This window comes from Mycobacterium sp. NGS49 (assembly GCF_059812565.1).
In genome coordinates, this window is sequence record NZ_JCALCX010000006.1 from 64,027 (window position 1) to 77,302 (window position 13,276).

Consider the following 13,276-nt stretch of genomic DNA (forward strand, 5'->3'; position numbering starts at 1 on the left):
AACGATGGGGATTGACGTCCCTGTCTGGTCGCCCGTCCTGGAAATCTGCGAGCAGGGGCCTGCGATGGTTCCGGCTCGATCGTTTGCGCCCTCCGGAGTCCGGGTAGCACCTGACGGGTGGACGGCGATAACGGAAACCGGCCGATGACCGGTTCAGGCACCGCTGCCGACCCGACCGGATACGGTGCCGAAGCCGGATCGGCTCGTTCGCGGGTCAACTGGGTGCTGGCGATGTTGACGGTGCCGGGCGCCGCGATCGTGATGCTTTTCGCTCTTGGGGCGGTGATGAGCACCGACTCGTGTGCCGGGAACCGGTGCGCGGACCTCGGCGGCGGGCCCGGTTTCGACCTGTTGTTCTACGGTCCGCCGGTGGTGGCCCTGCTGGTGATCGTGACCACGGTCTTCACCGCCAAGCGTCGCGCCGGCATCGCGGTTCCGCTGATCGGCTTGGGGCTTTTGGTCGCCGATGTCGCCATGCTGGCGGCCACCGTTGCGCCGTACTAGCTCGGCAGGGAGAAGCCGCCCGCCTCGGGGCTCTGCGGGGGTTGCGCCGCGGGTGCCGGCGTCGGCGGTGCGGGTGACCAGCCCTGCGGCGGTGCCTGGACGGGCGGCCACTGTTGTGGAGGCGGCCAGCCCGGAACCGGCGCAGGACGCAGCCGGGCCAGTTCTCGCCGGTGACGTTCGGCCAGCACCGCGGCCAGAATCAGCTGCGGCGGGACGCCCGGGGGAGGCGGCGGCGCGATGCGGGATACGACGTCACTGGCGATCCGGTAGGCCATCTGATCGCGCAGGGCGGGGTCGAGCTGGTGTGCCCGCGAAAGGAATTGGCGGGCCACCTCGGCCTGGCCGGCCGTCAGCCCGGACAGCTGCAGCGATGTCGCCCACCCTGCCAGCGCCGGCGGCATGGCCGGTGGCGGCCCGATTCGCGGCCCGCGTTCGCTGACGACGACGGTGCCGGCGAACATGTCGCCCACCCGCTTGGCCTTGGGGGAGAGCAGGCTGCAGATCACCGCGGGGCTGCCCAGGAGCATCCAGATCTCCACCACCGCCGCCAGCGCGCGAAACAGCGCCTGGCGAAAGCGTTCCGGTCCGCCGTCGTCAGAAACCACCCGCAGACCCATCACCATCTTGCCGACCGAGCGTCCGCGGGTCGCCGTTTCGATCACCACCGGATAGCCCACCATCGCGAGCACCGTGAAGATGATCAGGAACGCGACGGTCAGTGCCTCGTCGAACTGGGAAAGGGAGGCGGCCCAGAGCATCACGCCGAGGAAGTAGGTGATGAAAATGATCGTGATGTCGATGATCGCGCTCAGCGCGCGCACCGGTAGCTGGGCTATCTGGACGTCGAGCACCACGGCGTCCCCGGTCACCACCTCCGACATACCCCGGAACGCTACCGTCTCGGTACGCTGCGCAGGTGGACGTCGACGCGTTCCTGCTCACCCATAGAAGCACCTGGGACCGGCTCGACCAGTTGATCAAGAGGCGCCGTTCGCTGACCGGTGCGGAGATCGACGAACTCGTCGAGCTCTATCAGCGCGTGTCCACCCACCTGTCGATCTTGCGGTCGGTGTCGTCGGATTCCCTGATCACCGGCCGGCTGTCCAGTTTGGTGGCGCGGGCCCGGTCGGCGGTCACCGGTGCCCACGCCCCGCTGACCAGTACCTTCGTCCGCTTCTGGACGGTGTCCTTCCCCGTCGTCGCCTACCGGTCCTGGCGCTGGTGGCTGGCGACCGCGGTGGCGTTCTTCGCTGTGGTCGTGGTCATGGCGTTCTGGGTGGCCGGCAGTCCCGAGGCGCAGTCGGTCATCGGAACGCCGGCCGAGATCAACGAACTGATCAACCACGACGTCGAGTTCTATTACCGCGAGCACCCCGCCGCGGCGTTCGCCCTGCAGGTCTGGGTGAACAACTCCTGGGTGGCGGCCAAATGCATCGCGATGTCGGTGGTACTGGGAGTGCCGATACCGTTCGTGCTCTTCCAGAATGCCGCCAACGTGGCGGTCATCGCCGGGTTGATGTTCCCGGCCGGCAAGGGTGGCTTGCTGCTGGGTTTGCTGTTGCCCCATGGGCTGCTCGAGTTGACGGCAGTTTTCCTGGCCGCCGCAGTCGGGATGCGGCTGGGCTGGTCGGTGATCTCGCCGGGTGATCGGCCGCGTGGCCAGGTGCTGGCCGAGGAGGGGCGCGGCGTGGTGTCGGTTGCGGTAGGGCTGGTCGGCGTGTTGCTGGTGTCGGGGTTGATCGAAGCGATGGTGACGCCGTCGCCATTGCCCACCTTCGCGCGGATTGCTATCGGAATACTGGCCGAGGTGGCGTTCCTGTCTTACATCGTCTACTTCGGCCGCCGCGGTGTCGCCGCCGGCGAGACCGGCGACATCGAGGACGCGCCCGACTACGTCCCCACGGGTTAGTCGCTGACACGGCGGTGCTGCGCCGTGAGGGGCGCCCGGCTTCAGAGCTGGCCGGTGGCCTTCATCGCCAGATAGCGGTCGGCGAGACCGGGCGCGATGTCCGAGGGTGGGGCGTCGACGACCTCGACGCCGCTGCGGCGTAACCGGGAGGCGATAGACCGCCGCTCGTTGCGGGACCGTTCGGCCGCCGCCGCGTCGTATACGGCGGCGGCGTCACTGCGGCCGGCCGCGAGTTCGTCCACGCGGGGGTCGGCCACCGCGGCCACCAGCACATGGTGCTTGGCCGACAACTGCGGCAGCACCGGCAACAACCCCTCGTCGAGGGCGGTCGCATTCAAGTCGGTCAGCAACACCACCAGCGACCGCCGACGGGTTCGCCGCAGAATCGAGGCAACCATTGCCCGCCAATCGGATTCGACGAGTGCCGGTTGCAGGGGTGCCATCGCGTCGACCAGCTGGGCGAGCAGTTCGGTGCGTGACGCGCCGAAGACGGCGGCCCGGCTCACCCGGTCGTGGGCGAGGAAGTCGACGTGGTCACCCGCACGCGACGCCAACGCCGCCAACAACAGTGCGGCGTCCATCGCCCAGTCCAGCCGGGGCCAGCCGGCGGGATCGGCGGCCGTCGGGTCGACCCCCACCCGCCCTGCCGCCATGCGTCCGGTGTCGAGCACGATGACCACCCGCCGGTCCCGTTCCGGTCGCCAGGTGCGGACCATGACGTCGGTGCGCCGGGCGCTGGCGCGCCAGTCGATCGAGCGGACGTCGTCGCCGACGACATATTCCCGCAGCGAGTCGAATTCGGTGCCCTGGCCGCGAATCAGGGTGGGCAGCAGTCCGTCGATCTCGCGCAGCTTGGCCAGCCGCGACGGCAGGTGCTTGCGCGACAGGAACGGCGGCAGCACCCGCACCTGGCCGGGCACCGCCTGCGAACTCTGCCGCCCCGCGAAACCCAGCGGTCCGATGGAGCGCGCCGTGACCACTGCCGCGCGCTGGTCGCCGCGCCGAACCGGCCGCAGTTCAGTGACCACCCGCTGGTCCTGGCCCGGCGCGAGTACCAGCCGATGGCTGCGCGGCTCCGCGCGGGCACTGGGCGGCCAGGCGTCGCGCACCTGGCCGCGGAACCGGCGCCGGCCCTCGTTGCGAACCAGCAGCCCCGCGGCCACGGGCTGACCTAATCGGGCCGAACTGTCCGGCGACCGAGTGAAGCGCAGGCGGCGGGTGCTGGCCGCCAGCGCCACGTCCAGGCCGACCACAACCGCCAACGCGGTCAATAGGATCACGAAAGCTCTTGCGGGCCATGGCGATACAGCGATCGGCAGGACGCAGACGAGCGCGAGAAGTCCGGTGCGTCCGGTCAGGACCATTACCGGGGCACCGGAACCGAGGCCAGGATGCCGTCCAGGACACCGTCGGGAGTGGCGCCCTCGAGTTCGGCCTCCGGGCGCAACATGATCCGGTGCCGCAGCGTCGGACGGGCCATGGCCTTCACGTCGTCGGGTGTGACGTAGTTGCGTCCGGACAGCCAGGCCCACGACCGGGCGGTGCCCAGCAGCGCGGTCGCCCCGCGCGGCGACACTCCCAGCTGAAGGGCCGGCGACGAGCGGGTGGCGCCGGCGATGTCGACGATGTAGCCCAGCACCTCCTCGGCGATCAGCACCTGACGCACCGCCGCGCGCCCGGCGGCCAGTTCTGCCGGACCCGCTACGGGTTTGATCGCGGACAGGTCGCGGGGATCGAAGCCGTGGGCGTGGCGGCCCAGAATGGCGATCTCGGCCTCGCGCGGCGGCAGCGTGACGTTCAGTTTGAGTAGGAAGCGGTCGAGCTGCGCCTCGGGCAGTTGATAGGTGCCCTCGTATTCGATCGGGTTCTGGGTGGCGGCGACGATGAACGGATCGGGCAGCGGTTTGGGTTCGCCGTCCACGCTGACCTGACGCTCCTCCATCGCCTCGAGCAGCGCGGCCTGGGTTTTCGGCGGGGTGCGGTTGATCTCGTCGGCCAGCAGCAGATTGGTGAACACCGGGCCCGGCCGGAAGGCGAACTCCGCGGTGTGGGTGTCGTAGACCAGCGACCCGGTGACGTCGCCGGGCATCAGGTCGGGGGTGAACTGCACCCGCTTGAACTCCAGCTGCAGCGCGGCGGCCAGGGCGCGGACCATCAGCGTCTTGGCCACGCCGGGAACGCCTTCCAGCAGGACATGGCCGCGGCACAGCAGTGCGATGACCAGGCCGCTGACCACCCCGTCCTGTCCTACGACGGCTTTGCCGATCTCGGCGCGCAGGCCGAGCAGCGCTTCGCGGGCCGAGTCGGCGCTCGGGGATTGGGCGGGTTGTGTCACGAGTGGGTGACCTGCCTTTCGATGTCGTCGAGCGCACGGGCGAGGTGTAGCAAGTCGGAGTCACTGGCCGGTGGGGGTCCGAACAGCTGGTATTGGACATAATCCGGGTCGGCTCCGCTGCGCCGGGCCACCGTCATCACCACCGCGGGCGGAGCTGCGTTGGGACCCAGGCCGAGCCGGGGCGCCAGTCTCTGCAGGGCAGCCGTGCGCAGCGCCTCCGCGGCGCGGTCGCGGGCCCGGCGCGAGCGATAGAGACGGCCACGGCCTTCCACCGTCTCCGAAGCGCGCACCACCACGGGAAGTTCTTCGGCAACCAGCGGGCCGACCCGGCGGCCCTTCCACAGCGCAACCAGAATCACGACCAGCCACAGCTGCCAGACCATCCACGTCACGTTCTCCGGAATCAGGTCCAGCAGGGATCCAGGTGCCGAGGTGTGACCTTCGACGTGTTGCGGGGCATACCAGACGAGCCGCGAACGGGTGCCCGCCAGGTTCATCGCCAGTGCGGCGTTACCCTCTTCCAGGAGCCCTTCGTTCTCCATGAAGTGGCTGGTGCCCACGACGGTGACGGTGCGCCTCCCGTCGCGATAGCTCACCAACGCCCCGCCGTAGCAGCTGACCAGGTCCAGGGCATCGCCTCTGGCCCGGTAGGCATCGCTGGGTCCGAGATTCACTGCTCCTGCCCGGTTAGCTTCCCGCAGTGGGCAATTGGGATCGTTGTCGAACTTGCTCGCCGCACCGACCCGCAACTTCGGCGTCAGTGCCGCGCGGGTCCGTGCGGTGGGATCCACCAGCAGCAGATCGCCGGGCGCACTCGCCAGGCTCTCCAGCAGCGAATTGTCGGTCAGGTACTGCGACTGCGCCACCAGTAGCAGCGTGTCCGATCGCACCGCGCCCTGCACATCGGCGACGGTGTTGGCGACCACCACCTCGACGCCGGCCTCGCGCAGCAGGGTCACCAGAGCGTGGGCCCCGCCGGGGCTGGTGGCCTCGGGATCCATCGTGCCGCCTGGCCGCGGCGCCGTCAGGTAGGTGGTGATCGAGGCGACGATTACCAGCGCCGCCAGCGTGAGCAGCATCCCCCGCCAGGGGCGTCGTTGCTGCGCGGTGCCGGGCGCCGCGGCTGAGCGGGCGGACGTCACCGGACTTTCGCCCAGGAGTCCGGCGCCGCGGGTGCTGCCACCGCGGACGACGCGGCGGACCGCGACCGCAGATGGTCGTCCAGATCGGCGATCATCTGGTAGGCGGCTTGTGTTCCGGGTCGCTCGCCATAGGTCACGTCATTGAAAGCAGTTGCAGCTTGAGATAATTCGGCTGCCAGGTGTGGCAGCGCGTCACCCGCGTCATGGGCGAGTTCGTTCGCGGTGCGGCCGGGAACCTGGGTCAGCACTGCGGTCTCCTCCAGTTCGCGAGCGACCGCGCGCAGCCGATGCCGGATGGCGGCGGCCCAATTGCCCTCGGAGGCAAAGGCTTCCGCGGTAGCGCGATGCTGGGCGGCAGTCAGCTGGCCGGCGTCGAAAAGTTCGTAGTCGCCGCCGCGATTGGTGCGCATGGTGCGCCGGACCATCCGGACCGTGACGAAAACGGCGATCGCGAGCACGATGAGCAGGACGGTGACGGTGAACCAGCCACCCGACACGTGCGACGTTTTCAGCATCAGTTTGAGCAGGAATTCGTTGATCTTGTCCATGATTTCGTCGGTCAGCGTCTGTCTGGGGTAGATCGGCTTGCTCAGCTCGCGCTGTGCAGCGTCATGCGCCGCATCGCGGTCGATGTCGATGGCGGGCAATGTCAGTCGGTTCTTCCCTTAGAAAGGCCGCGTGAGCCAGAGGTTGTCGGTGGATTCCACGGCTGCCGGTCCGCCGGCGGCTCCGGTCTGCAGCACCAGGTCGAACGCCTCGGCGCGGATCCGCCGATCGGTATACAACAACACGACGACGCCGGCGACGAACGGTGTGGTGACGATCTGGCTGATGGCGCCTCCGATGGCCGACAGCGTGGTGCCGATGAGCAAAGTCGTGGTGCTCGACTCTCCCATCAGGAGGATCTGACCGACGATGCTGAACGGTGCCGAGATAGCGCCGCCTACGATCCCGACCACCAGCGCCGCCAGTATCCGGATGCCCAGCACCCGCCAGAAGCCGTTGCGGACCAATCGGAATGACCGGGTGATGGCGTCGAAGACCGGGAGTCGCTCGAGCACGATCAGGACCGGAGCGAACAACAGCATCGTGTACGCGTACGCCAACAGCGCGACGACCAGCAACAGCAGTGGGAACCCCAGCAGTACCGCAACGCCGGCATTGGCGGCTACCCCCACGCCGACCAGGATCACCACGACCAGGCCCACAATCACCGCGATCCCGATGCCCTCCAGCAGCGCCAGCCCGAGCAGGGCCAGCAGCCTGCCGCGGACCTTGGCCCAGGCTTCACCGATGGTGATCGGCGAGCCGAACACCGCGCGCCCGACGATCACGGTGAGCATTCCGCTGAGCAGGATGCTGCCCAGCCAGCTGACCAGGGCGCTGCCGCCCAGCGACGCCGTCCACGCCCCGAGCGCTCCGAGGCTGGGCTCGGTCTGGTCGCTCTCGAGTTCGTTCGCGGTGGCCAGCGGACCGATGGTGGCGAGCAAGGAGATGACCTGCATGACGACCACGACCATCGCGGTGAGGCCCAGCGTCGGTTTCGGATTGGCCCGGATGTAGCCGACGGCACCGTTGAAGATGTCGCTCAGGGTCAGCGGCCGCAGCGGAATGATGCCGGGTTTCACGGCACCTGGGATGAGTGGCGGGCCGAATCCCGGTGCCCCGTACCCGGGCGGCGGCGCGCCGTAGCCGGGTGGCGCGCCGTAACCGGGTGGAGTTCCATACCCGGGCGGCGGCCCGTAGCCGGGGGGCGGCCCGTAGCCGGGCGGTGGTCCGTAGCCGGGCGGTGGTCCATAGGCGGGGGGCGGCCCGTAGCCGGGTGGCGGTCCGTAGGCGGGTGGTGGTCCGTAGGCGGGTGGTGGCTCGTATGGCGGGGGCGGCCCGTCCCCTGCGGCCCCCGGCGCGGTGTCACCCGGGTATTCAGGCGGCAGCGTGCTCACCGTAGGCAGCGGCTGTCGTCGATTGTCATGGAGTACATCCTGTCGGCGGTCGGTGCATTTCTCAATCTAGGTCCCCGGGTCAGCGCGTAGCGTTTCTGGAATGGCGGAACTCAAATCCCGGTTGCGGGCGGACCTGACCGATTCGATGAAGGCGCAGGACAAGCTGCGGACTGCGACGTTACGCATGCTGCTGGCGGCGATCCAGACGGAAGAGGTCTCGGGCAAGGAGGCCAGGGAACTGTCCGATGACGAGGTCCTGAAGGTGCTGGCCCGGGAAGCCCGCAAGCGCGGTGAGGCTGCGGAGATCTATACGCAGAACGGCCGGGGCGAACTGGCCGCCAACGAGCACGCCGAGGCGCGGATAATCGACGAGTACCTACCGACACCACTGACGGACGCCGAGGTCGTCGACGTCGTCGAAACCGCGATCGCGGAGGTGGCCGAGTCGCTCGGTCACGCACCTTCGATGAAGGAGATGGGCTTGGTCATGAAGGTCGCGACCGGGATTGCCGAGGGTAAGGCTGACGGGTCGCGGTTGTCCGCAGCCGTCAAAGACCGGCTCTGACCGGGGCTTTCGTCGTCGACTAATCGCCGGTCGTTGATCGAGATCGCCCTTATCCACAACTAGCGACTTGCGGTAGGTCGAGTCAGTGGATTCGAGTACTATCGAAAGTATGTTCGAACCACCGCGCAGTAATTCTCCGGAGTTGTTGGCGCGCTTTGACTGTTTCCGCGAGCAGGTGTTGGCGCGCCGGGACGCGTTGATGGAGACCACTGCGGAGTCAACTGGATGGGTGCAGCGGATCTGTGGGGCGGCGCGGGTGGTCAATCAGGGTGCGGCTGCGGAGTTGGTGGCGATCGGGCAATTGTTCGCTTATCGGCTGGCCCGCGGTGGGGAGACCGAGGACTGGGCGATCGACACGATGAAGGCGGTCGCCGGCGAAGTGGCGGCGGGGTTGCGGATCAGTCAGGGTCGCGCGGAGACCAAGGTGCGTTATGCCCGGGCGATGCGGGAGCGGCTGCCGCAGGTTGCGGCGGTGTTCTGTGCGGGGGACATCGATGTGGAGTCGTTTGCCACGATTGTGTTCCGTACCGATCTGATCGAGGATCCCGAGGTGCTGGCGGCGGTGGATGGCAAGGTCGCCGCGCGTGTGACGCGCTGGCCCTCGCTGAGCCGGGGGCGGTTGTCACAGAAGGTGGACACGATTGTCGTAGCCGCCGATGTCGATGCGGTGCGCCGCCGTAAAGAAATCCAGGCTGGTCGCGAGGTGTGGATCGGCGGCGAGTCGGACGGGTTGTGTCAGATCGAGGGACGGTTGCGCAGCACTGATGCCCAGGCCATCGATCAGCGGCTGGCGGCGTTGGCGGCCACGGTGTGTCCCAACGATCCGCGTACTGCGGCGCAGCGCCGCGCCGATGCGTTGGGGGCGCTGGCCGCTGACGCCACCCGCCTGGGCTGTGAGTGCGGCCGCCCGGACTGCACCGCCGCCGGAACAAAGCCGTCGTCGCCGGTGGTGATTCATGTGATCGCCGAACAAGCCACCCTCAACGGCCACAGCGCCAGCCCGGCCAGTCTGCTCGGTGGCGAAGACCTCATCACCCCTGAGTTGCTGGCCGAGCTGGCCCTGACCGCCCGCCAGGTTCCGTTGATCCATCCCGGCTACGGCCCGCCCGAATCCCACTACACACCCTCGCCAGCACTCGCCGATTACGTCCGGGCCCGGGACATGACGTGTCGCTGGCCGGGTTGCGACGTGCCGGCCACTCGCTGCGATCTGGACCACACCATCCCCTACGGCCAGGGCGGGCCCACCCACGCCGGCAACATCAAGTGCTACTGCCGTACCCACCACTTGCTCAAGACTTTTTGGGGCTGGACCGAACAGCAACTCCCCGACGGCACCCTGATCCTGACCTCCCCGGCCGGAGACACCCACGTCACCACCCCCGGCTCGGCGCTGCTGTTTCCCAGCCTGTGCCACGCCGTGGGCGGCATGCCCGCCCCCGAAGCCCAAACCCCCGACCCCGGCTACTGCGCCGAGCGCACCGCGATGATGCCCAAACGCCGCCGCACCCGCGTCCAAGACCGCGCCTACCGCGTCGCCGCCGAACGCCGCGCCAACCACCAAGCCCGCACAGCCAGCTACGCCGGGGCCCCCGTCCCACGCGATGACGAACCCCCACCCTTTTAGCCCTTTCCGCACCGCGGGCGGCATCGGGCGCAGCCGACGCCGTTTGCTCTGCGGACGGCAGGGTACCCGTCAGTTATGGCACGGTTCGGCTATACCTTGATGACGGAGCAATCTGGTCCGAAAGAGCTTGTGCGCGATGCTGTTTCAGCCGAGCAGCGCGGATTCGACTTCGAGGTCTGCAGCGACCACTTCTCGCCCTGGCTGACATCGCAGGGGCATGCTCCCAACGCGTGGGCGGTGCTCGGGGCGGTCGCGCACGCGACCGAGCGGGTGGCTTTGTACACCTACGTGACGTGTCCCACGATGCGTTACCACCCCGCGATAGTCGCGCAGCAGGCCGCCACCGTCCAGATCCTCTCCGACGGGCGGTTCACACTCGGGTTGGGCACCGGGGAAAACCTCAACGAACACGTGGTCGGCAAGGGCTGGCCCACCGTCGAGCGCCGCCAGGACATGTTGCGCGAGGCCATAAAGATCATCCGGGAACTGTTCGGCGGCGAACTGGTCGACTGGCGCGGCGACTACTTCCAGGTGGACTCCGCACGCCTATGGGACGTCCCGGAGATGCCGCCCGGTATCGGGGTGGCGATGGCCGGCTCCAGGGGTGTGGAGAAGTTCGGCAAGCTGGCCGATCACCTCATCGCGGTCGAACCCGACCAGGGACTGGTGGACGACTGGCGCACGGCGCGCCAGAGCGGCGGCTGGCCCGGTGCCGGACGGGTCGTCGGACAGCTGCCGGTGTGCTGGGACCGCGACCGCGACGCGGCCATCGCCCGCGCGCACGATCAGTTCCGCTGGTTTGCCGGCGGCTGGGCGGTGAACGCCGACCTGCCGACCCCTGCGGGTTTCGCCGGGGCGACGCAGTTCGTGCGACCGGAAGACGTAGCCGACACGATTCCCTGCGGTCCCGACCTGGACGCGATCGTGGACGCCGTCCGGCCCTACTGGGAAGCAGGTTTCACCGATATCGCACTGGTTCAGATCGGCGGTGAGTCCCAGGAGCAATTCCTGAAGGAAGCCGCCGAACCTTTGCTGGATGCGCTCCGCAGCGCCGCCAAGTGAGGCGCCGGCACGTTTTGAGTGGCCGTCACTCGGGTATCGCTGCGGATAGTGGTGACGGATGGGATTGCGACGCAGGGAGTTTGGGCAATGGGTGAGTCGGCCAGCAAGACGGCGGCCTTGGTGAGAGGGCTGGGAGTGGCCAGCCTGGGCCTCGGTCTCGCCGAGATTCTGGCACCGGGAAGGATCGCTGCCCTGGCCGGCGTCGACGGGACCGACCGGGCGCGCACGGTCATCCGCGCCCTAGGCATGCGCGAATGTGGCCACGGAGCAGCGTTGTTGGCGGGTCCCGAGAAACTGGTATGGACACGGGTCGCCGGTGACGTCCTCGACATCGCCTCCCTCGGGGCGGGTGTCGTGCGACGCGGTCCCGGCCGGCGCCGGCGCGGCGCCGTCACCGCCGCCGCCCTCACCGTGATCGGCGGTGCCGACCTCTATGCCGCGCTGCGTACCACGTGGGGCGACGGTCCGCGGCACGCGGGCGGCCGGCGACATCACACCTTGCGCGCCGCGATCACCGTAATGCGCACTCCCGAATACGTTTACGGCTTCTGGCGCAACCTGGAGAACCTGCCTGAATTCATGTATCACCTGCAATCGGTCACCGCAACGAGCGAGGGGCGGTCGCGTTGGGTCGCGAACTCGCCGGTCGGTCAGCCCGTGCAGTGGGACGCTGAAATCGTCGAAGACCTGCCCGGAAAGCGCATCGCGTGGCAATCGTTGCCGGGCTCGGGAATCGAGAACAGCGGATGTGTCGACTTCGTGTCTGACCACTCCGGCGACGGCACCGAGGTGCGGGTGACGCTGGCCTACCAGATGCCCGGCGGTGCACTGGGAAAAGCGGCGGCAACGCTTTTGGGTGAGTCTCCCGCGCAACAGGTCAGCGACGACCTGCGTCGTTTCAAGCAGATTTTGGAGACCGGACAGGTGCTGCGTTCCGACGGATCCCCGGACGGCACGGTGGCACGGCGACAGCTTCATCAGCGGCCCGCCCAACCCTCGGACAAGGAAGCGTAATGATGAAGGCCACTATCTGGGCGGGGCGCAATAGCGTTGAGGTGCAATCGGTTCCTGATCCGAAGATCCTCAATGACCGCGACGCCATCGTGCGGGTGACCTCTACCGCGATCTGCGGTTCGGATCTGCACATCTACGACGGCTACATCCCCACCGTCAAGCAAGGCGACATTCTGGGGCACGAATTCATGGGCGAGGTGGTCGAAGTCGGCAAAGCGGTCGCCAATCTCGCTGTCGGTGACCGGGTGGTGGTGCCTTTTCCCATCGCGTGCGGCGCGTGTTCAGCCTGCGAGCGCCACCTGTACTCGCTGTGCGAGAACTCCAATCCGAACGCCGGGATGGCCGAGAAGCTGATGGGCCATTCGCCCGCCGGCCTGTTCGGCTACTCGCACATGCTGGGCGGATTCGCCGGAGGCCAAGCCGAATACGCGCGCGTTCCGTTCGCCGACATCGGTCCGCTGAAAATCGAGGATGACCTCAGCGACGATCAGGCGCTGTTCCTGTCCGACATTCTGCCGACGGGGTACATGGGCGCCGAGATGTGCGGTATCAATTCCGGCGACGTCGTCGCCGTGTGGGGTGCCGGCCCGGTAGGTCTGTTCGCCGCCGTGAGTGCCATTCTCCTCGGCGCGTCGCAGGTGATCGCGATTGATCGGGTGCCCTACCGACTGGAATTGGCCGAGCGGCTGGGGGCGACCCCGCTGAACTTCGCTGAGACATCGGTGCTCGAAGAGTTGCGTGACATCACCGCCGGGCGCGGACCCGATCACTGTATCGACGCGGTGGGCATGGAGGCCCGCAACGGGTCCACCGTGGTGGATGTCTATGACCGGGTGAAGCAGGCCGCCCGGTTGGAAACCGAACGGCCCCATGCACTTCGGGAAGCCGCGATGAGCTGTCGCAACGGCGGTACCATCTCGATCGTCGGTGTGTACGGCGGAATGATGGACAAGTTCCCCATCGGCGCCGTCATGAACCGCTCGCTGACCATCAAGTCCGGCCAGTGCCACGTGCAGCACTACATGCGTCCCCTGCTGGAGCGCATCCGCAACGGCGAGATCGATCCGACCGTGATCATCAGCCACCACCTGCCACTCGACGAGGCGCCGCAAGGGTACGAGATCTTCAAGAACAAGCAGGACAATTGCACGAAGGTTGTCCTCAATCCGTAAAGG

General features: G+C 68.0%; 12 protein-coding genes and 1 pseudogene. 7 read left to right on the forward strand and 6 right to left on the reverse strand.

The features are described from left to right. The first annotated feature begins 144 nt into the window (after positions 1–144). Positions 145–504, forward strand: coding sequence for a hypothetical protein (locus AC5Y7D_RS07805; protein WP_499922843.1), 360 nt, complete (start codon positions 145–147; stop codon positions 502–504). Here AC5Y7D_RS07805 and AC5Y7D_RS07810 read toward each other — a convergent pair. After that, on the reverse strand, positions 501–1,385 hold the full coding sequence (locus tag AC5Y7D_RS07810; RefSeq protein WP_499922846.1) for an RDD family protein: 885 nt from the start codon (positions 1,383–1,385) through the stop codon (positions 501–503). The two genes, AC5Y7D_RS07805 and AC5Y7D_RS07810, sit on opposite strands and share 4 nt — an antisense overlap. Before the next feature lie 35 nt (positions 1,386–1,420). Here AC5Y7D_RS07810 and AC5Y7D_RS07815 point away from each other — a divergent pair, with 35 nt between their 5' ends. Beyond that, positions 1,421–2,413, forward strand: a complete 993-nt coding sequence (locus AC5Y7D_RS07815) for a stage II sporulation protein M (RefSeq protein WP_499922848.1) — start codon at positions 1,421–1,423, stop codon at positions 2,411–2,413. Between the two features lie 41 nt (positions 2,414–2,454). Here AC5Y7D_RS07815 and AC5Y7D_RS07820 read toward each other — a convergent pair whose 3' ends face one another. The 5 genes and pseudogenes from AC5Y7D_RS07820 to AC5Y7D_RS07840 form a co-directional block, all read right to left on the reverse strand. Continuing rightward, entirely contained in the window at positions 2,455–3,777 is a 1,323-nt protein-coding gene (locus AC5Y7D_RS07820; protein WP_499922850.1) for a DUF58 domain-containing protein, read from the reverse strand. Further along, positions 3,777–4,728 (reverse strand): annotated as a pseudogene (locus AC5Y7D_RS07825) (AAA family ATPase); the annotation flags it as partial. The pseudogene AC5Y7D_RS07825 and the gene AC5Y7D_RS07820, both read right to left, overlap by 1 nt. A 16-nt stretch (positions 4,729–4,744) precedes the next feature. After that, the gene (locus tag AC5Y7D_RS07830) at positions 4,745–5,827 is read right to left on the reverse strand and encodes a DUF4350 domain-containing protein (RefSeq protein WP_499923157.1); all 1,083 of its coding nucleotides are present in this window, start codon (positions 5,825–5,827) and stop codon (positions 4,745–4,747) included. A gap of 59 nt (positions 5,828–5,886) precedes the next feature. Next, positions 5,887–6,537 carry a DUF4129 domain-containing protein gene (locus AC5Y7D_RS07835; RefSeq protein WP_499922851.1) on the reverse strand — a complete coding sequence of 217 codons (651 nt, stop codon included), beginning with the start codon at positions 6,535–6,537 and terminating at the stop codon, positions 5,887–5,889. Between the two features lie 18 nt (positions 6,538–6,555). Then, positions 6,556–7,842, reverse strand: coding sequence for a DUF7847 domain-containing protein (locus AC5Y7D_RS07840; RefSeq protein WP_499923159.1), 1,287 nt, complete (start codon positions 7,840–7,842; stop codon positions 6,556–6,558). Between the two features lie 91 nt (positions 7,843–7,933). Between AC5Y7D_RS07840 and AC5Y7D_RS07845 the strand changes: the two genes are divergently transcribed. The 5 genes from AC5Y7D_RS07845 (at position 7,934) to AC5Y7D_RS07865 (ending at position 13,273) form a co-directional block, all read left to right on the forward strand. Continuing rightward, positions 7,934–8,398, forward strand: coding sequence for a GatB/YqeY domain-containing protein (locus tag AC5Y7D_RS07845; RefSeq protein ID WP_499922854.1), 465 nt, complete (start codon positions 7,934–7,936; stop codon positions 8,396–8,398). Between the two features lie 109 nt (positions 8,399–8,507). Then, positions 8,508–10,025, forward strand: a complete 1,518-nt coding sequence (locus tag AC5Y7D_RS07850; protein WP_499922857.1) for an HNH endonuclease signature motif containing protein — start codon at positions 8,508–8,510, stop codon at positions 10,023–10,025. A 75-nt stretch (positions 10,026–10,100) separates the two neighbouring features. Continuing rightward, entirely contained in the window at positions 10,101–11,087 is a 987-nt protein-coding gene (locus tag AC5Y7D_RS07855; protein ID WP_499922860.1) for an LLM class F420-dependent oxidoreductase, read from the forward strand. Between the two features lie 87 nt (positions 11,088–11,174). After that, on the forward strand, positions 11,175–12,101 hold the full coding sequence (locus AC5Y7D_RS07860; RefSeq protein ID WP_499922862.1) for an SRPBCC family protein: 927 nt from the start codon (positions 11,175–11,177) through the stop codon (positions 12,099–12,101). Further along, positions 12,101–13,273, forward strand: a complete 1,173-nt coding sequence (locus AC5Y7D_RS07865) for a zinc-dependent alcohol dehydrogenase (RefSeq protein ID WP_499922863.1) — start codon at positions 12,101–12,103, stop codon at positions 13,271–13,273. Before AC5Y7D_RS07860 ends, AC5Y7D_RS07865 begins: the two co-directional genes overlap by 1 nt. Positions 13,274–13,276: the final 3 nt, after the last annotated feature.

Coding starts and splice junctions, on each gene's coding strand:
- AC5Y7D_RS07855 (WP_499922860.1), top strand. CDS start 10,101: ATGGCACGGTTCGGCTATACCTTGATGACGGAGCAATCTGGTCCGAAA.
- AC5Y7D_RS07805 (WP_499922843.1), top strand. CDS start 145: ATGACCGGTTCAGGCACCGCTGCCGACCCGACCGGATACGGTGCCGAA.
- AC5Y7D_RS07850 (WP_499922857.1), top strand. CDS start 8,508: ATGTTCGAACCACCGCGCAGTAATTCTCCGGAGTTGTTGGCGCGCTTT.
- AC5Y7D_RS07845 (WP_499922854.1), top strand. CDS start 7,934: ATGGCGGAACTCAAATCCCGGTTGCGGGCGGACCTGACCGATTCGATG.
- AC5Y7D_RS07820 (WP_499922850.1), bottom strand. CDS start 3,777: ATGGTCCTGACCGGACGCACCGGACTTCTCGCGCTCGTCTGCGTCCTG.
- AC5Y7D_RS07830 (WP_499923157.1), bottom strand. CDS start 5,827: ATGCTGCTCACGCTGGCGGCGCTGGTAATCGTCGCCTCGATCACCACC.
- AC5Y7D_RS07865 (WP_499922863.1), top strand. CDS start 12,101: ATGATGAAGGCCACTATCTGGGCGGGGCGCAATAGCGTTGAGGTGCAA.
- AC5Y7D_RS07860 (WP_499922862.1), top strand. CDS start 11,175: ATGGGTGAGTCGGCCAGCAAGACGGCGGCCTTGGTGAGAGGGCTGGGA.
- AC5Y7D_RS07810 (WP_499922846.1), bottom strand. CDS start 1,385: ATGTCGGAGGTGGTGACCGGGGACGCCGTGGTGCTCGACGTCCAGATA.